Origin of the sequence: Streptomyces sp. RerS4 (assembly GCF_023515955.1) — a bacterium.
Taxonomy (GTDB): Bacteria; Actinomycetota; Actinomycetes; order Streptomycetales; family Streptomycetaceae; genus Streptomyces.
The window spans coordinates 1,378,542-1,402,104 of sequence record NZ_CP097322.1 but is presented as its reverse complement, the minus strand read 5'-3'; the positions used below and the strand labels follow the sequence as shown (position 1 = coordinate 1,402,104).

Sequence of the window (23,563 nt, the reverse complement as noted above, 5' to 3'; positions counted from 1 at the left end):
AACCACCCCAAGAACCACGTAACGCACCGAGGAGCACAGCTGTGAGCGGCAAGGGCGCACCCGAACTGAGCGTGAAGAACTGCGGCGACCTCCGGGTGGCCGTGATCGCGGCCCAGTGGCACGAGAAGGTCATGGACGGCCTCGTCGACGGCGCCCTGCGGGCCCTGCACGAGCTGGGCATCGACGAGCCCACGCTCCTGCGCGTCCCCGGCAGCTTCGAGCTGCCGGTGGTGGCGAAGGTACTCGCCGGTCGCGGTTACGATGCCATCGTCGCCCTCGGAGTGGTCATCCGCGGCGGCACCCCGCACTTCGACTACGTCTGCCAGGGCGTCACCCAAGGCCTGGTGCAGGTGTCGATCGACACCGGAGTCCCGGTCGGCTTCGGCGTACTGACCTGCGACAACGACGAGCAGGCGCTGGACCGCGCCGGGCTCGAAGGGTCGAACGAGGACAAGGGGCACGAAGCGGTCACCGCCGCCGTCTCCACCGCCATGACCCTGCGGACCGTCAGCGAACCCTGGCGCTGAGTGGCGGCGGGGGACCCCCTATTCTGAGGACCATCATGGCGAACACACCCTCCAAGAGCTTCGAAGAACTCTTCACCGAGCTCCAGCTCAAGGCCGCCAACGGCGACCCCAGCACCTCCCGTACCGCCGAACTCGTCCACAAGGGCGTCCATGCCATCGGCAAGAAGGTCGTCGAGGAGGCCGCCGAGGTCTGGATGGCCGCCGAGTACGAGGGCAAGGAAGCCGCCGCCGAGGAGATCTCCCAGCTGCTCTACCACATCCAGGTGATGATGGTGGCGCGCGGGATCTCCCTCGACGACGTCTACGCGCACCTCTGATCCCGGCACGCATACCCACTCCCCCTTCCGCACCCACGCACCCACGCCCCGAAGGAAGCTCCCATGCTGCGCATCGCCGTCCCCAACAAGGGTTCACTCTCCGGACCGGCGTCGGCGATGCTCCATGAGGCCGGGTACCGCCAGCGCAAGGAGTCCAAGGAACTCGTCACGGTCGACCCCGACAACGAGGTCGAGTTCTTCTACCTCCGCCCGAAGGACATCGCGATCTACGTCGCCTCGGGCAAGCTCGACATCGGCATCACCGGCCGTGACCTGCTGCTGGACTCCGGAGCCAACGCCGAGGAGATCCTGCCGCTGAACTTCGGCCGGTCCACCTTCCGCTACGCCACCAAGCCCGGCACCGCGAAGGGCCCCGAGGACTTCGGCGGGATGACGATCGCGACCTCCTACGAGGGGATCGTCGCCAAGCACCTCGCCGACCTCGGCGTCGACGCCTCCGTCGTCCACCTCGACGGCGCCGTCGAGACCGCCATCGAGCTGGGCGTGGCCCAGGTCATCGCCGACGTGGTCGAGACCGGCACCAGCCTGCGCAACGCCGGGCTGGAGGTCATCGGCGAGCCCATCCTCAAGTCCGAGGCCACCGTCATCCGCCGGGTCGGCGCCGACACCGACGACCCCAAGGTCGGCCAGTTCCTGCGCCGCCTCCAGGGCGTCCTGGTCGCCCGCAGCTACGTGATGATGGACTACGACTGCCGCGCCGAGCACCTGGAGCGCGCCGTCGCCCTCACCCCGGGCCTGGAGTCGCCGACCATCTCCCCGCTGCACAACGAGGGCTGGGTCGCCGTCCGCGCCATGGTCCCCGCCAAGGACGCCCAGCGGATCATGGACGACCTGTACGAGCTCGGCGCCCGCGCCATCCTCACCACCTCGATCCACGCCTGCCGCCTCTGACCGGTACGCCGTCCCCCGACCCGTACCCCCGTAGGCCGCCACCCGTAGGCCCCCTCCAGAAGGCATCACCAGCACCATGAGCCAGCCCGCCGCCCAGCCCGCGCCCCCCGCCCTGCCGGTCACCTTCCGGCCGACCCGCACCCGGGCCGTGCTGCTGAGCGTCGGGCTCGCCATGTTCGCCACCATCACGGCCGTCGCCCTGATGCTGGAGCGGCTCAGCACCGGCGAGCGGATCAGCTTCGTCTTCACCGCCGTCCTGCTGACCTCCGTCCTCGTCCTGCTCAGCCGCCCCAAGGTGGTCGCGGACGAGGCGGGGGTCACCGTGGTCAACCTCACCACCACCCGCCGCCTGGAGTGGGCGCAGATCCTGCGCGTCAACCTCCGCCCCGGCGACCCGTGGGTCTTCCTCGACCTCAGCGACGGCACCAGCCTGCCCGCACTCGGCATCCAGCCCGGCATCGCCAAGGCTCAGGCGATCGGTGACGCCCGCGCCCTGCGCGCCCTCGCCGAGACCCGCGGAACCGGCCGACACGACAGCTGAGCGCGAGTGACCTCGTGGCTGCGTCCCATTGCGGCCGCGATCTCAATGACTACCCTGGTGGCGGGGCGCGACGACGCGCCCTTCCACACGCCCCGGAATCCCGTGGCCCGTGGGCACCTGCGACCAGAGGAGTGACTCCCTCCAGCAATGGACGGATCGTCCGGTAGTACCCGCGCCGCCCTCCGCCCGGAGGCGGCGGCATGACCATCCCGCTACTCCTGCTCCTGGCGGCCTTCGCCCTGATCCTGGCCAACGGCTTCTTCGTGGCAGCCGAATTCGGCCTCGTCACGGTGGAGAGACCCGAGGCCGAACGAGCGGCCGCCGAAGGCGACCGCCGCGCCCGTACGGTCGTCAAGGCCCTGCGCGAGCTGTCGTTCCAGCTGTCCGGAACGCAGCTCGGCATCACCATCACCTCCCTCGTCGTCGGCATGCTGGCCGAGCCGGCCCTCGCCGTACTGCTGTCCGGGCCGCTGGCCGCGACCGGTCTGCCCCGGGGCGCCGTCCCCGGTGTCGCCGTGGTCATAGGCATGCTGCTCGCCTCCGCCGTCCAGATGGTCGTCGGCGAGCTCGTCCCGAAGAACTGGGCGGTCTCCCGGCCGCTCCAGGTGGCCCGCTTCGTCGCCGGCCCGCAGGCCGCCTTCTCGCGGGCCTTCCGGCCCGTCATCGCCGGCCTCAACGCCGTCGCGAACCGTCTCGTACGGGCGCTGGGCGTCGAGCCCACCGAGGAGATGGCCTCCGCCCGCACCCCCGGCGAGCTGGTCTCCCTGGTCCGCCATTCGGCCCGGGCCGGCGCCCTCGAACAGGACACCGCCGACCTCTTCGTACGGACCCTCTCGCTCGGCGAACTCACCGCCCAGCACGTCATGACCCCCCGGGTGAAGGTCAGCGCCCTCCAGCACACCGCCACCGCGGCCGACGTGCTGAACCTGACCCGCGCCACCGGGCTGTCCCGCTTCCCCGTCTACCGCGAGCGCATCGACGAGATCACCGGCGTCGTCCACCTCAAGGACGCCCTCGCCGTGCCCGAGCCCGAGCGCGCCCGCACCACCGTCGCCCGGATCTGTGTCGCCCCCCTGCTGGTGCCCGGCAGCCTGCCGGTCCAGCCGCTGCTGGAACGGTTGCGCAGCGAACAGCCCATGGCGGTGGTGGTCGACGAGTACGGCGGCACCGCAGGCGTGGTCACCCTGGAGGACATCGTGGAGGAACTCGTCGGAGAGGTCCGCGACGAGCACGACCTCGCCGAGGACGACAGCCCCGAACTCGCCGCCGTACCCGCCGAGGACGGCCGCCCCTCCTGGGAGGCCGACGGCAGCTGCCGCGTGCACACCCTGCGCCGCATAGGCCTGGAGGTGCCCGAGGGTCCCTACGAGACCGTCGCGGGCCTCGTCGCCGACCTGCTGGGCCGCATCCCCGCGCCCGGGGACCGGGCCGAGCTGCCCGGCTGGAGGCTGTCCGTACGCCAGGTCGGCCGCAACCGGGCCGAACGCGTCCGACTGGTCCGGCTCGCGACCGTCCCGGTCACGGGCGGCCCCGCGGGCGGCCCCGTGTCCGGCTCGCGGGAGCGGCGCGCCACCGTCCGGCTCGACGCCGGTGGCGCCGTGCGCACCGGACCCGGCCGACAGGCCGCCGGCCCGGCGGCGCAGTCCGCGCAGTCCGTGGAGTCCGCGCAGGCCGCGCAGCCGGCCCAGCTGGAAGGCGCCGGCCGATGAACGCCCTCCAACTGCTCTTCGCCCTGCTCCTGGTCCTGGCCAACGGTTTCTTCGTCGGCGCCGAGTTCGCGCTCGTCTCCGTACGACGCAGCCAGATCGAGCCGCTGGCCAAGGAGTCCAAGCGGGCCCGACAGGTGCTGTACGGCCTGGAGAACCTGCCCCGCATGATGGCCGCCGCCCAGTTCGGCATCACCGTCTGCTCGCTCACCCTGGGCGCGGTCGCCGAGCCCACCGTGGCCCGGCTGCTGGAGCCCGTCTTCCACGCCGTCCACGTCCCGCAGGGCCTGATCCACCCCCTCGGCTACGCGTTCGCGCTCGCCGCCGTGATCTTCCTGCACCTGGTCATCGGCGAGATGGTCCCCAAGAACCTCGCCATGGCCGCCCCCGAGCGGACCGCCCTGTGGTTCAGCCCCGGCCTGGTCGCCTTCGCCCGCCTGTGCGGGCCGGTCACGACCGCGCTCGGAGCCTGCGCCGCACTGGTGCTGCGCCTGTTCAAGGTGGAGCCCAAGGACGAGGTCGAGGCCGTCTACACCAGCGCCCAGCTCGGTCGGCTCGTGGACGACTCCCGGCAGGCCGGGCTCCTCGAACCGGTGGAGCAGGAACGCCTGGAGGACGCCCTCGAACTGGGCAGCCGCCCCGTCACCGACGTCCTGCTGTCCCCGGGCCGGCTGGTCACCGTCGGCCCGGCCGTCAGCCCGCGCCAGATCGAACAGCTGACGGTGCGCACCGGCTACTCCCGTTTTCCGGTCCGTTCCGACGGCGGCGCCTTCATGGGCTACCTCCACGTCAAGGACGTCCTCGACCTGGAGGACCGCGAACGGGCCGTGCCGCAGCGCGTCTGGCGCCGGATGACCACCCTGTGCTCGACGCTCCCGCTGGACGACGCCCTCAGCGTCATGCGCCGCGACGCCACGCACCTGGCCCAGGTCGCCGACCCGGCCGGGCGGGTGCTGGGGCTCGTCGCCTTGGAGGACGTCCTGGAGATGCTGGTCGGCGAGGTACGCGACCCCGCCCACCGGGTGCCGGCCGGACGCCCCGCGATACGCCCGGCAGGCGCCCTGGCCCGCTGACGCGTGACCACCGGAGCCGCCGCCCCCGTTCACAGGGGCGGCGGCTCCGGCCGTTCCTGCGGGCCCCGCCCGGACAGCACCTCCCCGTACGCCTGCATCAGGTCCGCCAGCCGCAGCGTCGCCAGGTCCTCCCGCGAGGGCTCACCGGCGAAGCCGGCCAGCCGCAGGTCCCGATAGGCGCAGCTCTTCTCGTAGAGCGTCCGCAGGAACCGGCCGTTGCCCAGCTCGTCGATCCAGCCCTGCTCGACGACGTGCCCGCTGATGCTGCGCAGCTCCTCCAGGGCCTCGTCGTCCCAGTGGTCCCCGTTCGCGTCCGCCAGCACCCCGCCGATCGCGGTCAGTTCCGCCGGTCGGTAGCTGGGGAAGTCCACCCGGGTCGTGAAGCGCGACGACAACCCCGGATTGGCCGCCAGCAGCCGGTCCATGCCCGCCGGGTAGCCCGCCAGGATCACCACCAGGTGGTCCCGGTTGTCCTCGGCGCGCTTCAGCAGCACCTGGAGGGCCTCGTCCCCGTACGCGTCGCCCTTGCTGTAGCCGGAGTTGGACAGGCTGTACGCCTCGTCCACGAACAGCACCCCGCCGATCGCCGAGTCGATCAGCTCGTTCGCCTTCACGGCGGTCTGCCCGAGGAACTCACCGACCAGATCGGCCCGTTGCGCCTCCACCAGATGGTCGCCGCCCAGCAGCCCCAGCGCGTAGAACACCCGCCCGAGGATCCGAGCCACGGTGGTCTTGCCGGTGCCCGAGGGCCCCGAGAAAACGAAGTGGCGCTTCGGCGGCTGTACCGGAAGCCCCTGCGCAGCCCGCAGCCGCGCCATGTGCAGCTGCGCCGACAGCGCCTTGACCTGCCGCTTCACCGGCTCCAGCCCCACCATCCGCTCCAGCTCGGCCAGCGCCTCGGCCAGCGCCCGAGGATCGGAGGGGCCCGGCGGTAACCCGGACGGCGCGCCCTGCGGGGGCACCGACACCTTGTGCCGTACGCCCTCCAGCCGGCCCGTACCCGTCGCCGACGCCGGCCCGAACCGGGGGTCCGGCGGCTCCCCGGGCGTCGGCGGATCGGCGTCCGTCTGCCCGTCGGGCGACAGGTCCGGGAAGGGGACGCCGCCCCCGCCCAGGGCCGCCACCGCCGTGAAGTCCCCGCCCGACGGGGACAGCCCGTGCCCCGCCAGGCCCTCGACCACGTGCCCGCCGTACCCGGCGTGCCCCGCCAGATCGGCCATGCCGTCGCCGTCGTCACTGTCCTCGATGGCCGTCAGCCGCGCCGCCGTGTCCATGAACGCCGGGTCCACCCGGTGCACCGCCCGGTACAGCGGCAGCGCCGCCGCGCTGCGCCCGGTGCCCTCGCGCGCCCGCGCCAGCCAGTACCGCAGCTCCTTGCGCTGCGGCTGCTCGCTGCGACAGCGCATCAGCGCCGCCGCCAGCATCGGCTCCGCCTGCCCGAACATCTCCAGGCGGACCCGCGCCATCCCGCCGAACAGCCCCGCCTCGATGCCGAGCACCGGATCGTCGACCAGCGGTTCGGTGTGCCGTACGAGCTGCTCCCAGTCCTTGACCAGGTACGCCCGGCAGGCGTGCAGGAAACGCACCTGCGGGTCCGTGTCCACCGGAGGCAGCGCGGCGAGGGCCTGGTCCAACTCCGGGACGTGCCGGCCGTCGAGCCAGTGCGAGGCGTGGGCCAACAGCAGGTCCCGGCGGCTCTCCAACACCGGCTGCACCCACCAGCCCAGCCAGTACCAGGAGTTCAGCGTCCGCCGGTGGCGGACCCGCTGTTCCCCGAAGCGGTCCCGATGCGCGTACATGCGCAATAACGCGTTGGTGGTGTCCACGCGCAGCGCGTGCAGGCCCAGCCAGGCGTCGGCCATGGCCGGGTCCAGCCTGACGGCCGCCCGGAACTCCTCCTCCGCCTGGGGGTAAGCGCCCATCGTGCAGGCGTCGACCCCACGCAGCCAGGCGAGTTCGGCCGGGGCGTGCGCGCTGCCCGGCATGCCGAAGTCCATCCCATCCCCCACAAGCCTGCCCGTGGTGCCCGGCAACCTCCGCGCGGCGCACGCGAATTGTCCCTACCGCCGATGAAATCAGGGCTGCATCGTACCCGCGGGGACGCACCTTACCCAGGGTGCGGCGGGCGTGGTTCCGGCGCGCACCCCGACGCGGAGCGTAACGCAGGGTGAGGGACATGGGGTGGAGCGACCCGCTACGGATCTGCCGCGCCGGACCCCGGAGACGGAGCGAAGCCCCCGATCACGGGGGAACAATCGGGGGCTTCGCGTCCGCGGCGGCCCGTAAAGGCCCCGCATCCAGAACGTACGGCGGTTCCCGGGGCCCGGTCAAGCGGCTCGGCGCCGCCCGCCGCGGCCCGAAGCGACGCCCCGCTCAGGCCTGGGGGAGTCCGTCACCCTGGGTGAGGGAAGGGGGCGTTCGTGGGGTCTCAGCGGCCCCGGAAGTCCACTCGTATCCCGTACCGCTCTGGTGCACCAAGGTGTCCGCGAAGGGGCGCGAAGGATCACCCGCGAAGTGCGCGAGCTCTGCGCGCTCCCATCCGTCCCAGAAATCGGAAAGTTCATGCCCGTCCCGGTTTCGCCCGCGCCCCCACGAGGTCGTACGGGCCGTTTCCATCCAGAGCAGCCGCGCCAGGTACGGACGCAGCTCCCGCCGCCCGGCCCCGACCCCCTCGACGATCAGCACCGCGGCCGGCTCCAGCACCCGCTCCGGACCGAACCGGCGCTCCACCCAGTCGTACGGGGCCCAGCGCGCCGGACGCCCGGCCGCCAGCGGCTCCACCACCTGGGCGCGCAGCCGGCCCCACCAGTCGAACGGCTCCTCGTGCGTGGCCACGTCGTCCAGGTGCAGGACCGGAGCCCCGCCGAGTGCCGACGCGAGCCGGTCGGCGAAGGTGCTCTTCCCCGACCCGGCGTGCCCGTCGACACCGATCAGCCGGACGGGACCGAGCGAGGGGGGCAGGGCGGCGAGCTCGCGCGCGAGGGGCGCGAGGGGTGCGGGAGGTGCGAGGGGTGCGGGGGTCTGAGGTGACGGCTGTGACTGCTGTGGCTCCACCCGGTCAGCGTACGTCCGCCCGGACCGTCACCCCCGACACGACCGCTCCGCTTTGCCGCCTACCGGCGGGGAACTGGAAGGGTGGACGGACCGATCGACCGCACCGACCCCTGGGGGCCACGCCGATGACCGCACCCACACCCCGCCGCGCCCTCCTGACCGTGGCCCTCGCGGCCGCCGCCGCCACCGCCGTACCCACCGGCGGCCGGGTCGCCGCCGCGGCGGGCCGCCGTACGCCGGACACCGCCCCCGAAGCGCCCGAAGCCGGAGACGCCTCGGAAGCGCCCGAAGCCTCCGTCGCCACCGGGCCGACCGTCGACAACCGGTTCTGGTACGCGCACGCCCACTGGCTCGCCGGCGTCCACCAGGGGACCACCACCGTCGGCGGCGCCCGCCCCGGACTGGAGATCGCCACCCCGGCCGGCCGCAAGGCCTACACCGATCCCCACACCGACCGCACGGCCACCTGGGAGTACGCCACCTGGACCTCCCCGGTGCACCCCTCCACCGTCCCGGCCACCGAGATCATCGCCTCCTGGAACGCCCACACCCCCGCCGGCACCTGGATCCAGACCGAAGTGCGCGCCACCTACACCGACGGCGCCCGCACCCCCTGGTACGTCATGGCCCGCTGGGCCTCCGGCGACACCGACATCCGCCGCACCTCCGTCGACGGGCAGAGCGACGGCCGCAGCACCGTCTGGACCGACACCCTCGCCGTCGACGCTCCCGCCGCCGCCTCCGGCCTGCGCTTCACGGGCTGGCAGCTGCGCCTGACCCTGCACCGCAAGCCCGGCGCCGGGGCCGGGCCGACGGTCCGGCTCGCCGGAGCGATGGCCTCCGACGTCCCGGACCGGCGTACCGTCGCCGCCTCCGCCCCTTCCGGCCGCGCCCACGAGCTGAAGGTCCCGCGCTACTCCCAGGAGGTCCACGCCGGCCGCTACCCCCAGTACGACAACGGCGGCGAGGCCTGGTGCAGCCCCACCTCCTCGCAGATGGTCGTCGAGTACTGGGGCGCCAAGCCCGACCCCGCCGCCCTCACCTGGGTCGACCGCCGCTACAGCGACCCCCAGGTCTGCCACGCCGCCCGCTCCACCTACGACGCCGCCTACAAGGGCTGCGGCAACTGGCCCTTCAACGCCGCCTACGCCGCCACCTACCCCGGCCTCGCCGGGGTCGTCACCCGCCTGACCTCCCTCGCCGACCTGGAGACCCTGATCCGCGTCGGCATCCCGGTCATCACCTCGCAGTCCTTCCTCAAGGAGGAGCTCACCGGCGCCGGCTACGGCACAGCGGGCCACCTGATGACCGTCATCGGCTTCACCGCCGCCGGGGACGTCATCGCCAACGACCCCAACTCCCCCGACAACACGCGCGTCCGCCGTGTCTACGCACGCCGGCAGTGGGAGAACGTCTGGCTGCGCACCAAACGCCTGAACGCCGCCGGCAAGCCCGCCTCCGGCAGCGGCGGCATCTGCTACCTCTACGTCCCGGTCCGACCCGACGCGGCCCGTACGGCGGCCCTGCGGGCGGTCGGGGTGCTGTGACGGACGGCGGGGTGCTGTGACGGAGGGGGCCGCACGGGAGGGTTCCCCGTACGGCCCCCGGTTTCTTCGGGCGCGCCCCCGGATTCAGCGCTGCGGGCAGGTCTTCCAGGAGAAGTGGTACAGCGTGCTGATGCTGCCGTCGGTGGAGTCCACCGTCAGGAAGCTGGTGGTGTTGACGGTGTCCGACGTGCCGGCGTTCACGCGCAGCTCGGTGTTGATGTTGAGGTTGCGCTGCGCGCCGCACGGGTGGAACACGAGGGCCTCGACGGGCACGGTGTCGGAGACCTGCCAGTTGTCCTGGAGCGGGCCCCTCAGGCCGTGGGTGCGGGCGACCGTCTGGTTCATGCCCTGGAAGTAGTACGAGGCCTTGTGCTCCGCGTTCGCGCCCGCCTCCAGGCTGGCGAAGCCCCGGTAGTCGGCCTGGGCGACGGCGTAGGTGTAGCCCTGGGGGACGTTGACCCGCAGGCCGAGCTGACAGTTCTTGCGGAAGTCGGTCCCGGCGGCGCCCTTGCCGACCTGCGCCAGGTACTCGCTGTAGGTCACGGTGAAGGCGGTGTTGTCCGGGGAGACGGCGACCGAGGCGGTGCCGGGGCGGCATCCGGAGCCGTTGGCCTGGACCACGTCAATGGTGATCTTCTCCGGGGGCGCGGGTGCCGGGGCGGCCGGTGCGGCGCCGGCGGACGGGATGAGGGTGGCCGCGGCGAGTACCGCGCCGGCTCCGGCGACGAAGACCGTTCTGAACATGGGTGTCCTTCCGATCGTGCTGTGCCTGATCGGCTCGACACCGTTCCACACCCCTCGCGGCCGGTTCCGCAGGCGCGGCTGTCGGGAGCGAGAAAATGCCGCTTCGCAGGAAGGCTTAATCGCCCGAATGTGGGCATAAGGGGCGTGTAAGGCTTCTCATAGGAGGCAGCCCGCCATGACCACCCATTCGAGCATCGAACACCACCCGGACCTCGTCGAGATGCGCACCCGGTTCGAGCGGGTGACCAGCACGCCCGCCGCGCAGGCGGTGGAGGCGTTGGCCCTGGTCACCGGCCTGTACCTGGCCGTCTCGCCGTGGATCGCAGGCTTCAGCACGCTGGGCCCACTGGCCATCAACAACCTCGTCGCCGGCCTGGCCTTCTGCCTGTGCATGGGCGGCCTGGGCTCGGCGTACGAGCGCACCCACGCGATGGCCTGGACGGCGGTCGCGATCGGCGCCTGGACCATCGTGGCCCCCTGGGTCATCGCCGGTGAGATGGACACGACGCGCAGTGTCGTCAGCAACATCATCACCGGCGCGATCGCCCTGTGCCTCGGCCTCGCCATGGCGGCCATGGCCGGACGTGAGCGTTCGGCCACGGCGGGACGCGAGCGGCGCACCTGACCGGGCGACCAGCCGCGCGCGGGGGCGCGCGGCGTCATCGGGCCCCGGCCGTCCAGTGAGTGGGCGGCCGGGGTCCTGCCGTGCCGCCCGCGTGAGCCTCGCCACCCGTGACGCTCGTCTCTACCGCGAATGCCGCGAACGCCGGCACATTGGACGGCATGACCGCACACACCGCCGCCCTCACCACCCGCGCCCGCGCCCGCCGCCTCGTCGGCACCGGGGGCCCCGAGGAGGGCTCGTCCTGGGTGGAGCACGTCCTCGGCTGGACCCTGGTGGTGGTCGTGGCGATGCTCGTCACGCAGCTCGGCTGGATCTGACGGCGTAGGCCGTACGGCGTTCGTGCCGTGCATCGAACTCGTCGCCTTCGGCCGCACGTTGTTCGGAATGTCCGGCTCCGGTCATTTTCGAGGGGCCCGCGATCGTCTCGAACGATCATCGTTCTCGACGACCGGTGACGGAAAGCGCCTGATCGGGCATACTCAACCCGCCGCAGCCGCCGTTCGAGCCCACCCGTGATCCGGGAGGGCAGCATCGGCTGTGAGAGCACCGAGACCCGGTGGCGCGTCCCACACCTCACGCGTCGCCGCCGTGCCCGACGAGGGAGGAGAGCGCCGCCATGATCGACCGCGCCCCGCAGCCGGTGGAACGTCAGCTGCCCACCGAGGAGTCCCGGGACCTCCTCGCGCTCGTACGCGAGATCGCCCAGCGGGAGATCCGTCCCCGGGCCGCCGAGGAGGAGGAGTCCGGCCGCTTCCCGCGCGAGGTCTTCACCCTGCTCTCCGAGTCCGGCCTGCTCGGCCTGCCCTACGGGGGCGAGTTCGGCGGCGGTGACCAGCCCTACGAGGTCTACCTCCAGGTGCTGGAGGAGCTCGCGGCCGCCCGCCTGACCGTCGGCCTCGGCGTCAGCGTCCACTCCCTGGCCTGCCACGGCCTCGCCGGATACGGCACCAAGGAACAGCGCGCCGCCCACCTGCCCGACATGCTCGGCGGCGGGCTGCTCGGCGCGTACTGCCTGTCCGAACCGGCCGCCGGCTCGGACGCCGCCTCGCTCACCACCAAGGCGGTGCGCGACGGCGACGACTGGCTGATCACGGGGACGAAGGCCTGGATCACCCACGGCGGCGTCGCCGACTTCTACACCGTCCTCGCCCGCACCGGCGCCCCCGGCGCCAAGGGCATCACGGCCTTCCTCGTCCCCGGCGACGCGCCGGGCCTGACGGCGGCCGTCCCCGAGAAGAAGATGGGCATGAAGGGCTCGCCCACCGCCCAGCTGCACTTCGACGGCGTACGCGTCCCCGACGCGCGGCGGATCGGCGAGGAGGGGCAGGGCTTCACCATCGCGCTGGCCGCGCTCGACGCGGGCCGCCTCGGCATCGCCGCCTGCGCCATCGGCGTCGCGCAGGCCGCGCTGGACGAGGCCGTCGCGTACGCGCTCGGCCGCAAGCAGTTCGGGCACCCGATCGCGGACTTCCAGGGGCTGCGGTTCATGCTGGCCGACATGGCCACGAAGATCGAGGCGGGCCGTGCGCTGTACCTGGCGGCGGCGCGACTGCGCGACGCGGGCAAGCCGTTCTCGCGGCAGGCCGCGATGGCGAAGCTGTTCTGCACGGACGCGGCGATGGCCGTCACCACGGACGCGGTGCAGATCCTCGGCGGCTACGGCTACACGGCGGACTTCCCGGTGGAGCGGCTGATGCGCGAGGCGAAGGTCCTCCAGATCGTGGAGGGCACGAACCAGATCCAGCGCATGGTGATCGCCCGCCACTTGGCGGGCCCGGAGACACGCTGAGGGGTACGCGCCCCGCGCGGGCGCGCCATCTCCCCCTCGCTCCCCCGTGCGGGGCGGGAGTTGCCCACCCGCCGCCCGGTGCCGGGGCGGGGGCCGGCCGCAGGCCCTGTCAGCGATGAGCGAGGGGTCGGGTGCAAGCCCACCGGGCATCCGGGCACCTCAAAGCCCCTTTCGGCGCCGGGCGGCCGGCCTGCCTCCCCGCCAGGACGGCCACATCGTCCTACGGCGCACCCAAGCGCACCGGATCGCCACGCGCTTCTCGTGTTTCGGCGGCCGCCGGCTGTCTTGGGCCACTACCCGCTCCAAACGGCGATCAGAGCGTTCAGGCGTTGAACAGGGGGCCGTTCGGCCAGATCGGGGTGGAGACCACGCGGGTCCACTCGGGGTCGCGGCGGCCCGGCAGGGTTCGGCCGTCGGCGGCCCAGTGGGCGAGCAGGGCGCCGTAGATGGGCGGGTCGGGCGTGCGTTGGCGAACCGATTCTTCGAAGCCGTAGGGCTCGGGGCGGCGTCGACGCCCCGTTCTCGGCGTGGACGTTTCGAGGGTGGTCATGCACGGCCAACGGCGGAGCCGACGGGCGGGTAACCCCTCCCTCCGCGCGCCCATCCGTTCGAGCCGTCCCACTGCCCGCGCCGGGTGGGTCATGGGTGGCGGGTGGCGCGGTCTGCAGGGGTGTCAGGGTGTGCCATGGCTCTGGCATCGGGGAGTGGATCTGACGTACCGTCATGTCCGCGTAGCCCGCCCCGAGCCCCGGAGGTTTGCCGTGTCCGTGGACCGTCCCGTTCCCCTCGACGAATACCCCGTACATCAGGCCCCGTTGTCGATGAAGCACCTCGTCACGGGCGACCGGAACGCCTATGACCGGTGCATCTTCCACGTGTTCGACCACGCCGGTCGTGCCGTCTTGATCCTCGGTCTCGGTGTCTATCCGAATGCCGGGGTCATCGACGCCTACGCCACCCTGCGGATCGGCGATCAACTTCTGGCCGTGCGGGCGTCCGACGCACTCACCGATGATCGGATGAACCTCTCGGTCGGTCCGCTGAGGATCGTCGTCGACGAACCGCTCAGGCGGATCAGTCTGCGATGCGATGGCGACCCCGATGACGCCGACGGGCTCTCGTACGACATCACCTGGACCGCCGAGTTCCCCGCCGTCTGGGAGCCTCATCACGTCCAACGGCGCGGCGATCGGTTGATGTTGGAGGGCCGGCGGTTCGTTCAGGCGGGGAACGTGACCGGGACGATCCGGGCCAAGGGGGAGACCTTCGAGCTGACCGCCGGGGAGTGGACCGGTACGCGCGACCGGAGTTGGGGCGTGCGGCCCATTCCGGGGGAGGACGGCGGGCGGGCCGCCGAGGAGCATCGGCCCGAGGGGTTCCACTGGCTCTGGATACCGGTCCGCTTCGAGGACCGCTTCGTCATGGTCATCGCCCAGGAGGACGCCGACGGGCACCGGACGCTGAACGAGGCGGTCCAGGTCTTCCCCGAGGGCGCCGGCCGTCATGACGTGCAGCTGGGCTGGCCGCATGTCGACATCCGGTACCGGTCGGGTACCCGTCACCCGGAGAGTGCGGTCATCCATCTCACCGATCCGGCGCGCAAGGCGATGGAGATCGGTGTCGAGATCCTGGCCTCCTCGCCGCTCGCCGTCGGCGCCGGCTATCCGCCCGCCGGTGACTGGCAGCACGGCAGCTGGCAGGGGCGCGGCTGGATCGACCGTCGCGTCTACGACCTGTCCGACCCCGCCGCCCACCCCATGGCCGCCTTCGGCGTCACCGACCACGCGGCCCGCTTCACCCTCGACGGCCGGATCGGCCACGGCATCTTCGAGCACGGCAGCTTCGGCCGCCACGACCCCAGCGGGTTCACCGACTACGCCTCCGTGGCGAGCTGACGACAGGAAAGGGGCTTCCCATGGCCACGGCACCACGTCCCCGCACCTCCACCCGCGACCCCGAGGAACTCGGGCGCCGGCTCGCCGCCTGGCTCGACGGTGAACTGCCCGGCGCGAAGGTCGTCGGCACCTCGGTGCCCGCCTCCAACGGCATGTCCAGCGAAACCCTGCTCTTCGACATCGAGCACCCGGGCGCCCCCGTCCGCGCCTGCGCCCTGCGCCTCGCCGCCGACCCGGCCGCGTACACCGTCTTCCCCCGCTACGACATGGCCCGCCAACACCGCGTGATGCGCCTGGTCGCCGAGCACACCGATCTGCCCGTGCCGCGCGTGCTCTGGCTGGAGGAGGACCCGACCCCGCTCGGGGCGCCCTTCTTCGTGATGGCCCGCGCCGAGGGCCGCGTACCGCCCGACGTCATGCCGTACACCTACGAGGGCAACTGGCTGCACGCCGCGAGCGACGCCGAACGCGCCACCCTCCAGGAAGCCAGCATCTCCCTGCTGGCGCGGCTGCACGATCATTTCCCCGTGCGCGAAGCGGGCTTCCTGCTCCCCGACGGGCACGGCAGCCCGCTGCGCCGCCACGTCGAAGCGCAGCGCGCCTACTACGCGTGGGTCGTCGAGGGGCTCGCCCGTTCACCCCTGCTGGAACGCGCCTTCGACCGGCTGGAGGAACTCTGGCCCGCCGACGAGGGCGAACCCGTCCTCAACTGGGGCGACGCCCGCATCGGCAACGTCATCTACCAACCGGACGGCTTCGAACCGGTCGCCGTCCTCGACTGGGAGATGGCCTCCTGCGCACCGCGCGAGGTCGACCTCGGCTGGACCGTCTACCTGCACCGCTTCTTCCAGGACCTCACCGTCGGCTTCGGCCAGCCGGGCCTGCCGGACTTCCTGCGCCGCGAGGACCTGGAACGCCGCTACGCCGAACTCACCGGGCACACCCCGCGCGACATGGAGTTCCACACCCTCTACGCCGCCCTGCGGCACGGCATCGTGATGCTGCGCATCGCCTACCGGCAGGCGTACTTCGGGGAGGTCGAGATCCCGGCCGATCCGGACGGCCTGATCCTGCACCACGCCGCCCTCGACGGCATGGTGCAGGGCACCTACTGGTAACGCCTACCGGTGGCGGTGGATCAGGCGGCCTGGGCGTGCCGGCTCATCTGCGGCTCCGGGTCCGCCGCCAACCGGACGGGGCGCGAACCCGGCCCGCCGACGTGCGAGAACGGCTGCGTACGCCAGTCCAGCCCCTGCGGAAGCGTGAGGTGCACGATCTCCAGATCCGGCTGCGGCTCCGCCGACGGGAGCACGCCCACCGTAGGCAGGGCGTCCGAAACCGGCCGGCCCGTACCCGCGCACACCGTGAGCCCGAACGGGTTCCACGGGGTCAGGCAGAGCGCGTGCTGCGGAAGGTGCTCCTCGTCCGCGACGAGGGCGATCGACTGTCCGCAGTCGGGGCAGATCGCGTGGTGGACGTCGAAGCCGTCGGCCTGATCGAGGTACTCCCCGTCGTCCGCGTACGCGTCGAGAGGTTCCAGGGGCTCCGGTTCGGTGCGACCGGCGCGCTTGGTGTTCGGCATGGATGTATTCCCCCTTGGGTGGGCCGGGCGGGCAGGTTCTTCGGCCACGGCCACACCAAGCACTTCCCGCCGCGCGGCACGAGTAACCACAAGACCGGGGTATACGCCCGTACACGCCTGTGGCCTTGGTCACATGCCCGGCGCAGGTGCCACTTCCACGTGGACACCGCTGGGCCTGGAGCGGCCTTGGGCAATAGGTTGAGCGGCTATGAGCGCAATGGAGGATCTGGACCGCCAGATCGTGGATCTGCTGGTACGGGACGGGCGGATGAGCTACACCGACCTGGGCAAGGCCACCGGACTGTCCACCTCGGCGGTTCACCAGCGAGTACGTCGCCTGGAGCAGCGCGGCGTGATCCGCGGGTACGCCGCCGTGGTCGACCCCGAGGCCGTCGGGCTGCCCCTGACCGCCTTCATCTCGGTCAAACCGTTCGATCCCAGCGCCCCGGACGACATCGCCGACCGGCTGGCCGGCGTACCCGAGATCGAGGCCTGCCACAGCGTCGCCGGCGACGAGAACTACATCCTCAAGGTCCGCGTCGCCACCCCCCTGGAGCTGGAGGACCTCCTCGGCCGCCTCCGCGCCCTGGCCCACGTCTCCACCCGTACGACCGTGGTCCTCTCCACCCCCTACGAGTCCCGCCCGCCCAGGATTTAGCCACGCGGGGTCCGGGCCCCCGGGCGGACCGCCCCCGCCGGAGGCGCGAGACTGTTCCCCATGACTGACCGCACCGCCCCCGAACCACCCACCCGTACCGTCCTCCTGCGCGGCGGCGAGGTCCACAGCCCCGCCGACCCCTTCGCCACCGCGATGGTCGTCGAACGCGGGCACGTCGCCTGGGTCGGCTCCGAAGGCGCCGCCGACGCCTTCGCGCAGGGCGTGGACGAGGTCGTCGACCTCGACGGGGCGCTCGTCACGCCCGCCTTCACCGACGCCCACGTCCACGCCACCTCCACCGGCCTCGCCCTGACCGGCCTGGACCTCACCGACGCCCGCTCCCTGCCCGAGGCCCTGGAGCGGGTACGGGCCTACGCCGAGGCCCGCCCCGGCGACCGGGTGCTCCTCGGGCACGGCTGGGACGCCGCCCGTTGGCCCGAGCGGCGGGCCCCCCGCCGCGCGGAACTGGACCGGGCCACCGGCGGCCGGCCGCTCTACCTGAGCCGGATCGACGTGCACTCGGCCGTCGTCACCACCGCACTGCTGGACCTCGTACCGCAGGTGCGCCCCACCGGCGACGAGCCGCTGACCCGCGACGACCACCACGCCGTACGCCGTGCCGCGCTCGCCGCCATCACCCCCGCCCAGCGCGCCGAGGCCCAGGCGGCCGCCCTGGACCGGGCCGCGTCCCTCGGGATCGGCTCCATCCACGAGTGCGGGGGACCGGACATCTCCTCCGCCGAGGACTTCGCGGCCCTGCTGGAGCTCGCCGCCGGCCGCCCCGGCCCGCGCGTCTTCGGCTACTGGGCCGACCGTGACCTGGCCCTGGCCAAGGAACTCGGCGCGGTCGGCGCCGCCGGGGACCTGTTCGTGGACGGCGCCCTCGGCTCCCACACCGCGTGCCTGCACGGCCCGTACACCGACGCCGACCACACCGGCACCGCCTACCTGGACGCCGCCGACGTCGCCGCGCACGTCGCCGCCTGCACGGACGCGGGCCTCCAGGCCGGCTTCCACGCCATCGGCGACGCCGCGATCAGCGCCGTCGTGGAGGGCGTCCGCGCCGCCGCCGACCGGGTGGGCCTCGACCGGATCCGGGCCGCGCGCCACCGGGTCGAGCACGCGGAGATGATGACCCCGGACACCATCGCCGCCTTCGCCGAGCTGGGCCTGACGGCCTCCGTCCAGCCCGCCTTCGACGCCGCCTGGGGCGGCCCGGACGGCATGTACGCCGACCGGCTCGGCGCCGAGCGCGCCCGCACCCTCAACCCCTACGCCGCCCTGCTCAAGGCCGGTGTCCCGCTGGCCTTCGGCTCCGACGCGCCCGTCACCCCCCTCGACCCGTGGGGGACCGTACGGGCGGCCGCCTTCCACCGCACGCCCGAGCACCGGATCTCCGTACGGGCCGCCTTCACCGCCCACACGCGCGGCGGCTGGCGGGCGCTGGGCCGCGACGACGCGGGCGTCCTCGTCCCGGGCGCGCCCGCCGACTACGCGGTCTGGCAGACGGCCGAACTGGTCGTGCAGGCCCCCGACGACCGGGTCGCCCGCTGGTCCACCGACCCCCGCTCCGGCACCCCCGGCCTGCCCGACCTGACCCCGGGCGGGGAGCTTCCGGTGTGCCTGGCGACCGTCGTCGGCGGCCGGGAGGTATTCGTACGGCCACAGGGGTGATCCGCCGGCCCTCGGTTCGGTACGGGCGCGCGGACCCGGATAGGTTCGGCCGGGTCCACCAAGGACGTCCGTACCGGACGGATCCGTCCGCTCAGCGCACCCGCGCCTCGGGGGCGACGGAAGGTTTCGCCGGATGGGGGTCCCCCCTGCTCGCAGGAGTTCGGGGGAGGGTGGCCCCGGATCGGGGCCCGGCGGTCCAGTAGACAACGGTTTCGGCCGCCCGCAGCCGGCGGGAGCCGGTCCGGCCCGAAGGACCGCCGGCCCCGATCGCTGTTCTAAAATCATCCCGCTGTGACGGGACGTACGAGGCGGGCCCGGCGAGAAACCTGCAAGGGGACCCAGTGAGCGACGGCGGACAGCGGACCAACGGACCGCTCGGTACCACCCTGGTGATCATTCCGACGTACAACGAGGCCGAGAACATCGGCCTGATCGTCGGCCGCGTCCGGGCCTCCGTACCCGAGGCGCACGTCCTCGTCGCCGACGACAACAGCCCCGACGGCACCGGCAAGCTCGCCGACGAGCTCGCGGCCGGCGACGACCACGTCCACGTCCTGCACCGCAAGGGCAAGGAGGGGCTCGGCGCCGCCTACCTCGCGGGCTTCGCCTGGGGGCTGGAACACGGCTACGGCGTGCTCGTGGAGATGGACGCCGACGGCTCGCACCAGCCGGAGGAACTGCCCCGCCTGCTGACCGCCCTCGGCGGCGCCGACCTCGTCCTGGGCTCCCGCTGGGTGCCGGGCGGCCGTGTCGTCAACTGGCCCAAGAGCCGCGAGTTCCTCTCGCGCGGCGGCTCCACCTACTCCCGGCTGATGCTGGACGTGCCGATCCGCGACGTCACCGGCGGCTACCGCGCCTTCCGCCGCGAGACCCTCGAAGGCCTCGGCCTGGACGAGGTCGCCTCGGCGGGCTACTGCTTCCAGGTCGACCTGGCCCGCCGGGCCGTCCGCAAGGGCTTCCGCGTCGTCGAGGTGCCCATCACCTTCGTGGAGCGCGAGCTCGGCGACAGCAAGATGAGCAAGGACATCGTGGTCGAGGCGCTGTGGCGGGTCACCCAGTGGGGTCTGAAGGAGCGCACCGCCAAGCTCACCGGCAAGCGCCCCGCCTGAGGCGCGGCGATCGGACCGTCCCTTAGGGGAAGCCCGGTACCTCCGGCTGAGGTCGTTTTTACGCCGAACCGGGCACACTGGGTGGCATGACAACCGGTGTTCCCCTGTCTACGGCCCCTCGACGGCGTTCGCCCGCCCGTACCTTCGTTCCCCTGGCGGTCGCCGCCTGGCTGATCCTGGAGATCTGGCTGCTCGGCCAGGTCGCGGGTCTGGCGGGCGGGGTCACCGTCGCGGCGCTGCTGGCCGGCGGGCTCGTGCTCGGCGTGGTGGTCATCAAGCGGGCCGGGCGTCGGGCCTTCCGGAACCTCACCGAGTCCTTCCAGCGGGCCCAGGCGCAGGCGATGGCCGGCGAGACGCCCACCCCGCAGGCCCCCAAGGGCTCCGGCAACGCGACGACGATGCTGGCCGGTCTGCTGCTGATCATGCCCGGCCTGATCTCCGACGCGGTCGGCCTCCTGCTGCTGCTCCCGCCGGTACGCGCCTACGTCGGCCGGCGGGCCGAGCACGCCCTGGAGCGCAGGATGGCGGCCTCCGCCGCCTCCGCCCCGGGCGGGTTCGGTGACGCGTACACGAAGGCCCGGATCCACTTCCCCGACGGCAAGGTCGTCCAGGGCGAGGTCATCCGGGACGACCGGCCCGCCGGCCCCTCGGGCCCGGACACCACCTACCGCCCGCCGCTGGCCCCGTAGCCGGTCTGGGCTCCGTACGGCGAAAGCCGAGGGGCCCCGCCACATGAACTGTGGCGGGGCCCCTCGGCTTTTGTGTGTCCGCCGCTTACGCGGACTTGCGGCTGTCGCGCGGATGCACGGCAATGTTCATGGCGCCGGAACGCAGGACGGCCAGCCTCTCGGCCAGCACCTCCTCCAGTTCCTCGCGGGTGCGCCGCTCCATGAGCATGTCCCAGTGCGTTCGCGCCGGCTTGCCCTTCTTCTCTTCGGGCCCGTCTCCGTCAACCAGGAGTGCCATGGCGCCGCACGCCTTGCACTCCCACTCCGGCGGAATCTCTGCCTCTACCGAGAACGGCATCTCGAATCGATGTCCGTTCTGGCATGCGTACTCCACCGCCTGGCGCGGGGCCAGATCGATGCCGCGGTCCGTCTCGTAGCTGGTAACCACGAGCCGCGTACCGCGGAGAGCTCGCTCACTCATGAATCGTGCCTCCCGGGCTTGTCGCCCACAGGACAGGTGTCGCTGTCGTCGTCATCCGGTCAACGTCCGGTCGGCGGTATAGATTCCCGCTCCGGGTCGTGCGTCGCCCGTCGTGCCGCCCCTTGTTGTACCCACCAGTGCCCGTTTTGTCACATCTGGCAGCAGATGTCACCCAACGTCCATGCATCTGCACCGCGCAGTAACGGTCCGCCTGGCAGGCCAAAGGCGTACACTACCGGCCCTTTGCTTCAACGTCGAAATTCGTTCGGGATTCGTTCGTGGGTGCGGGCCGGAACCTGCCATTCGGACGTGCCGTTCACACGCGCTCGGGAACAGGATTGCCCGCCGCCTCCATCGCGCGCCGCACCGGCACCCGGGCGAGGAGCACGAAACCCAGTGCGAAGAAGACCACCAGCGAGATGATCGCGTCCCGGTAGCTGCCCGTGACTTGATACGTCAGGCCGAAGACGAGCGGTCCCACCCAGCTCAGGCCCTTGTCGCTCATCTCGTACGCGGAGAAGTACTCGGCCTCCTTGCCCGCCGGCACCAGGTGCGAGAACAGCGAACGCGACAACGCCTGGCTGCCGCCCAACACCAGACCGATCATCGCCGCCAGGGCGAAGAACCACACCGGGGTCCGCGCCGGCAGGAAGTACCCGGCGGCCAGCGTCACCGCCCACGCCGCGAGGGATCCGAGGATGGTGCGCTTCGCCCCGTACGAGCGGGCCAGTCGGCCCATCCCCAGGGCCCCCGCGACCGCCAGCACCTGGACCAGCAGCACCGCCACGATCAGCGTCGACTGCTCCAGCTCCAGTTCCTCCGAGCCGTAGACCGAGGCCTGGGAGATCACGGTCTGGACGCCGTCGTTGTAGATCAGGTAGGCCAGCAGGAACGACAGCGTCAGCGGATAGCGCCGCATGTCCTTCAGGGTCGCGACCAGCTGCCGCCAGCCACTGACGGCCGCGGCCTCGCCCGGCTCCCGCACCACCGCCCGGTCGCGCAGCCGGCGCAGCGGGATCAGCGTGAACGCCCCCCACCACAAGCCGGCCGAGGCCAGACAGATCCGTACGGCGGCCCCCTCCGAGAGGCCGAAGGACTCGTGGCCCTGGAAGAGCACCAGGTTCAGCACCAGCACCAGGGCGCCCGAGGTGTAGCCGAAGGCCCACCCCCGCGAGGAGACCGTGTCGCGCTCGTCGGGCGTGGAGATCTGCGGCAGGTAGGCGTTGTAGAGCACCATCGAGACCGACAGCGAGGCGTTCGCGACGACCAGCAGCAGCCCGCCCAGCAGGTAGCGGTCACCGCCCAGGAAGAACATTCCGGTCGTCGCCGCCGCGCCCGTGTAGGCCGCCACCGCCAGCAGCGGCTTCTTGCGCCCCGTACGGTCGGCGACCGCCCCGGCCAGCGGCATGATCAGGACGGCCACGATCACCGAGACCGACACCGAGTAGGCGAAGAAGGACCCGGCCCGGACCGGGATCCCGAGCGGGTGGACGAATCCCTCGGCGTCGGCGGCGGCCTTGGCGATCGCCGTCAGGTACGGGCCGAGGAACACCGTCAGCACGCTCGTCGAGTACACCGAGCACGCGAAGTCGTAGAAGTACCACCCGTGCTGTTCACGCCGGCGCGCGGCGGCCGTTCTGCCGTCCTCCGCGCCGGACTCCGCTTCCGTGTCCGTCCGCTCACTCATGAGCGCCCCCTCGCTGGTCCCCGTAACCGCCCGGCCGTGGCACCGGGGGCGGCGCCGCCCACGGGCCGGTCAGGCCCAGGCGCCGCGCCGGTCCAAGACCGTGCGCAAGATGTCGATCCGGTCGGTCATGATGCCATCGACACCCAGGTCGAGCAGCGAATCCATACGTTCCGGTTCGTTCACGGTCCAGACGTGCACCTGGAGGCCCCGCTGGTGCGCGGTGCGTACGAAGCGCCGGTCGACCACCCGGATCCCGGACTGCGTCTCCGGCACCTGCGCCGCCACCGCGCCCACGCGCAGCGCCGCTGGGATGGCGTACGAGCGCAGCCGCAGCCCGACGACGCCGCGCACCCCGTACGAGGTCGCCAGGCGGGGGCCGGCGATCCGCTGGGCCCGCGCCACCCGGCTCTCCGAGAAGGAGCCCACGCACACCCGGCCCCAGACGCCGGTGCGCGCGATCAGGTTCACCAGCGGGATCAGGGCCGACTCGTCCTTGATGTCCACGTTCCAGCGGGCCTCGGGGAACTCCTCCAGCAGCTCCTCGAAGAGCGGCAGCGGCTCCGTCCCGCCCACGCGGGCCTCGCGCACCCGGCTCCAGGGCAGCTCTCGGATCCGGCCCGTCCCGTCCGTCACCCGGTCCAGCGTCGCGTCGTGGAAGGCGACGAGCTTGCCGTCCGCCGTCGCGTGCACGTCGGTCTCGAAGTACCGGTACCCGGCGTCGGCCGCCCGGCGGAACGCGGTGGCGGTGTTCTCCAGCCCGTCCGCGGCCCCACCCCGATGGGCGAAGGGAATCGGAGCCGGGTGGTCCAGATACGGGTGGCGCAGGCGTACGTGAGTCACGGCGGCAGTATGCCCCCTGGACCCGGTGGGACGTGAGCGACGACGTGGCCGCGAGGTGAACGCGTGTCCACCGCCACCCCTCCGCCCCCACCCACCTGGTCCGAACGGACCACACCATGGCACTCTGGGCTCGC

24 protein-coding genes are annotated in these 23,563 nt (G+C 72.4%); 16 read left to right on the top strand and 8 right to left on the bottom strand.

The features are described from left to right. Positions 1–41: 41 nt before the first annotated feature. The 6 genes from ribH to M4D82_RS06335 all read left to right on the top strand — a co-directional run bounded on the left by ribH (position 42) and on the right by M4D82_RS06335 (position 5,076). Complete coding sequence (gene ribH / locus M4D82_RS06360; protein ID WP_007262951.1) at positions 42–527, top strand: 6,7-dimethyl-8-ribityllumazine synthase; 486 nt, start codon at positions 42–44, stop codon at positions 525–527. A 35-nt stretch (positions 528–562) separates the two neighbouring features. Next, positions 563–844, top strand: coding sequence for a phosphoribosyl-ATP diphosphatase (locus M4D82_RS06355; protein ID WP_249765100.1), 282 nt, complete (start codon positions 563–565; stop codon positions 842–844). 63 nt (positions 845–907) lie between these two features. Beyond that, positions 908–1,756, top strand: a complete 849-nt coding sequence (gene hisG / locus M4D82_RS06350; protein ID WP_249765099.1) for an ATP phosphoribosyltransferase — start codon at positions 908–910, stop codon at positions 1,754–1,756. A 76-nt stretch (positions 1,757–1,832) separates the two neighbouring features. Then, positions 1,833–2,297 (top strand): PH domain-containing protein, encoded by a 465-nt coding sequence (locus M4D82_RS06345; protein WP_249765098.1) that lies wholly within the window; start codon positions 1,833–1,835, stop codon positions 2,295–2,297. A 200-nt stretch (positions 2,298–2,497) separates the two neighbouring features. Continuing rightward, positions 2,498–4,006: a hemolysin family protein gene (locus M4D82_RS06340; RefSeq protein WP_249765097.1), complete on the top strand. Its 1,509-nt coding sequence runs from the start codon at positions 2,498–2,500 to the stop codon at positions 4,004–4,006. Next, positions 4,003–5,076, top strand: a complete 1,074-nt coding sequence (locus M4D82_RS06335; RefSeq protein WP_249765096.1) for a hemolysin family protein — start codon at positions 4,003–4,005, stop codon at positions 5,074–5,076. Before M4D82_RS06340 ends, M4D82_RS06335 begins: the two co-directional genes overlap by 4 nt. A gap of 29 nt (positions 5,077–5,105) precedes the next feature. Here the strand turns inward: M4D82_RS06335 and M4D82_RS06330 are convergent, their stop codons facing one another. Both M4D82_RS06330 and M4D82_RS06325 read right to left on the bottom strand, forming a co-directional pair. Beyond that, positions 5,106–7,073 carry an AAA family ATPase gene (locus tag M4D82_RS06330; protein WP_249765095.1) on the bottom strand — a complete coding sequence of 656 codons (1,968 nt, stop codon included), beginning with the start codon at positions 7,071–7,073 and terminating at the stop codon, positions 5,106–5,108. Between the two features lie 376 nt (positions 7,074–7,449). Next, positions 7,450–8,037, bottom strand: coding sequence for a uridine kinase family protein (locus M4D82_RS06325; RefSeq protein ID WP_249771520.1), 588 nt, complete (start codon positions 8,035–8,037; stop codon positions 7,450–7,452). 218 nt (positions 8,038–8,255) lie between these two features. Between M4D82_RS06325 and M4D82_RS06320 the strand changes: the two genes are divergently transcribed. Next, positions 8,256–9,677 (top strand): C39 family peptidase, encoded by a 1,422-nt coding sequence (locus tag M4D82_RS06320; protein ID WP_249765094.1) that lies wholly within the window; start codon positions 8,256–8,258, stop codon positions 9,675–9,677. 84 nt (positions 9,678–9,761) lie between these two features. On the opposite strand, the gene M4D82_RS06315 is transcribed toward M4D82_RS06320, so the two are convergent. After that, positions 9,762–10,421: a DUF4360 domain-containing protein gene (locus M4D82_RS06315; protein WP_249765093.1), complete on the bottom strand. Its 660-nt coding sequence runs from the start codon at positions 10,419–10,421 to the stop codon at positions 9,762–9,764. Positions 10,422–10,596: 175 nt separating this feature from the next. On the opposite strand from M4D82_RS06315, the gene M4D82_RS06310 reads away from it, so the two are divergent. From M4D82_RS06310 to M4D82_RS06300, 3 genes are all read left to right on the top strand, one after another. After that, positions 10,597–11,046, top strand: coding sequence for an SPW repeat protein (locus tag M4D82_RS06310; RefSeq protein WP_249765092.1), 450 nt, complete (start codon positions 10,597–10,599; stop codon positions 11,044–11,046). 158 nt (positions 11,047–11,204) lie between these two features. Then, a complete protein-coding gene (locus tag M4D82_RS06305; protein WP_249765091.1) occupies positions 11,205–11,363 on the top strand; it encodes an SCO1431 family membrane protein in 159 nt (52 codons plus the stop codon). Between the two features lie 299 nt (positions 11,364–11,662). Continuing rightward, on the top strand, positions 11,663–12,835 hold the full coding sequence (locus tag M4D82_RS06300; RefSeq protein WP_249765090.1) for an acyl-CoA dehydrogenase family protein: 1,173 nt from the start codon (positions 11,663–11,665) through the stop codon (positions 12,833–12,835). A 322-nt stretch (positions 12,836–13,157) separates the two neighbouring features. Here the strand turns inward: M4D82_RS06300 and M4D82_RS06295 are convergent, their stop codons facing one another. Continuing rightward, complete coding sequence (locus tag M4D82_RS06295) at positions 13,158–13,385, bottom strand: hypothetical protein (protein WP_249765089.1); 228 nt, start codon at positions 13,383–13,385, stop codon at positions 13,158–13,160. A gap of 211 nt (positions 13,386–13,596) precedes the next feature. Here M4D82_RS06295 and M4D82_RS06290 point away from each other — a divergent pair, with 211 nt between their 5' ends. Then, the gene (locus M4D82_RS06290; RefSeq protein ID WP_249765088.1) at positions 13,597–14,730 is read left to right on the top strand and encodes an Rv3169 family protein; all 1,134 of its coding nucleotides are present in this window, start codon (positions 13,597–13,599) and stop codon (positions 14,728–14,730) included. A 20-nt stretch (positions 14,731–14,750) separates the two neighbouring features. After that, complete coding sequence (locus tag M4D82_RS06285) at positions 14,751–15,848, top strand: phosphotransferase family protein (RefSeq protein WP_249765087.1); 1,098 nt, start codon at positions 14,751–14,753, stop codon at positions 15,846–15,848. A gap of 20 nt (positions 15,849–15,868) precedes the next feature. Here the strand turns inward: M4D82_RS06285 and M4D82_RS06280 are convergent, their stop codons facing one another. Further along, on the bottom strand, positions 15,869–16,312 hold the full coding sequence (locus M4D82_RS06280; protein ID WP_249765086.1) for a hypothetical protein: 444 nt from the start codon (positions 16,310–16,312) through the stop codon (positions 15,869–15,871). Between the two features lie 217 nt (positions 16,313–16,529). On the opposite strand from M4D82_RS06280, the gene M4D82_RS06275 reads away from it, so the two are divergent. The 4 genes from M4D82_RS06275 (at position 16,530) to fxsA (ending at position 20,442) form a co-directional block, all read left to right on the top strand. Next, positions 16,530–16,970 (top strand): Lrp/AsnC family transcriptional regulator, encoded by a 441-nt coding sequence (locus tag M4D82_RS06275; protein WP_249771518.1) that lies wholly within the window; start codon positions 16,530–16,532, stop codon positions 16,968–16,970. 60 nt (positions 16,971–17,030) lie between these two features. Further along, complete coding sequence (locus M4D82_RS06270) at positions 17,031–18,644, top strand: amidohydrolase (RefSeq protein WP_249765085.1); 1,614 nt, start codon at positions 17,031–17,033, stop codon at positions 18,642–18,644. A gap of 341 nt (positions 18,645–18,985) precedes the next feature. Beyond that, positions 18,986–19,753, top strand: a complete 768-nt coding sequence (locus M4D82_RS06265; RefSeq protein ID WP_249765084.1) for a polyprenol monophosphomannose synthase — start codon at positions 18,986–18,988, stop codon at positions 19,751–19,753. 86 nt (positions 19,754–19,839) lie between these two features. Further along, a complete protein-coding gene (gene fxsA, locus M4D82_RS06260; protein WP_249765083.1) occupies positions 19,840–20,442 on the top strand; it encodes an FxsA family membrane protein in 603 nt (200 codons plus the stop codon). Between the two features lie 85 nt (positions 20,443–20,527). On the opposite strand, the gene M4D82_RS06255 is transcribed toward fxsA, so the two are convergent. From M4D82_RS06255 to M4D82_RS06245, 3 genes are all read right to left on the bottom strand, one after another. After that, entirely contained in the window at positions 20,528–20,902 is a 375-nt protein-coding gene (locus M4D82_RS06255) for an RNA polymerase-binding protein RbpA (protein WP_007262928.1), read from the bottom strand. A gap of 316 nt (positions 20,903–21,218) precedes the next feature. Further along, entirely contained in the window at positions 21,219–22,589 is a 1,371-nt protein-coding gene (locus tag M4D82_RS06250; protein ID WP_249765082.1) for an MFS transporter, read from the bottom strand. A 69-nt stretch (positions 22,590–22,658) separates the two neighbouring features. After that, on the bottom strand, positions 22,659–23,429 hold the full coding sequence (locus M4D82_RS06245; RefSeq protein WP_249765081.1) for a glycerophosphodiester phosphodiesterase family protein: 771 nt from the start codon (positions 23,427–23,429) through the stop codon (positions 22,659–22,661). Positions 23,430–23,563 lie beyond the last annotated feature (134 nt).

Coding starts and splice junctions, on each gene's coding strand:
- M4D82_RS06355 (WP_249765100.1), top strand. CDS start 563: ATGGCGAACACACCCTCCAAGAGCTTCGAAGAACTCTTCACCGAGCTC.
- hisG (WP_249765099.1), top strand. CDS start 908: ATGCTGCGCATCGCCGTCCCCAACAAGGGTTCACTCTCCGGACCGGCG.
- M4D82_RS06345 (WP_249765098.1), top strand. CDS start 1,833: ATGAGCCAGCCCGCCGCCCAGCCCGCGCCCCCCGCCCTGCCGGTCACC.
- M4D82_RS06340 (WP_249765097.1), top strand. CDS start 2,498: ATGACCATCCCGCTACTCCTGCTCCTGGCGGCCTTCGCCCTGATCCTG.
- M4D82_RS06335 (WP_249765096.1), top strand. CDS start 4,003: ATGAACGCCCTCCAACTGCTCTTCGCCCTGCTCCTGGTCCTGGCCAAC.
- M4D82_RS06330 (WP_249765095.1), bottom strand. CDS start 7,073: ATGGACTTCGGCATGCCGGGCAGCGCGCACGCCCCGGCCGAACTCGCC.
- M4D82_RS06320 (WP_249765094.1), top strand. CDS start 8,256: ATGACCGCACCCACACCCCGCCGCGCCCTCCTGACCGTGGCCCTCGCG.
- M4D82_RS06315 (WP_249765093.1), bottom strand. CDS start 10,421: ATGTTCAGAACGGTCTTCGTCGCCGGAGCCGGCGCGGTACTCGCCGCG.
- M4D82_RS06310 (WP_249765092.1), top strand. CDS start 10,597: ATGACCACCCATTCGAGCATCGAACACCACCCGGACCTCGTCGAGATG.
- M4D82_RS06305 (WP_249765091.1), top strand. CDS start 11,205: ATGACCGCACACACCGCCGCCCTCACCACCCGCGCCCGCGCCCGCCGC.
- M4D82_RS06300 (WP_249765090.1), top strand. CDS start 11,663: ATGATCGACCGCGCCCCGCAGCCGGTGGAACGTCAGCTGCCCACCGAG.
- M4D82_RS06295 (WP_249765089.1), bottom strand. CDS start 13,385: ATGACCACCCTCGAAACGTCCACGCCGAGAACGGGGCGTCGACGCCGC.
- M4D82_RS06285 (WP_249765087.1), top strand. CDS start 14,751: ATGGCCACGGCACCACGTCCCCGCACCTCCACCCGCGACCCCGAGGAA.
- M4D82_RS06280 (WP_249765086.1), bottom strand. CDS start 16,312: ATGCCGAACACCAAGCGCGCCGGTCGCACCGAACCGGAGCCCCTGGAA.
- M4D82_RS06275 (WP_249771518.1), top strand. CDS start 16,530: ATGGAGGATCTGGACCGCCAGATCGTGGATCTGCTGGTACGGGACGGG.
- M4D82_RS06270 (WP_249765085.1), top strand. CDS start 17,031: ATGACTGACCGCACCGCCCCCGAACCACCCACCCGTACCGTCCTCCTG.
- fxsA (WP_249765083.1), top strand. CDS start 19,840: ATGACAACCGGTGTTCCCCTGTCTACGGCCCCTCGACGGCGTTCGCCC.
- M4D82_RS06255 (WP_007262928.1), bottom strand. CDS start 20,902: ATGAGTGAGCGAGCTCTCCGCGGTACGCGGCTCGTGGTTACCAGCTAC.
- M4D82_RS06250 (WP_249765082.1), bottom strand. CDS start 22,589: ATGAGTGAGCGGACGGACACGGAAGCGGAGTCCGGCGCGGAGGACGGC.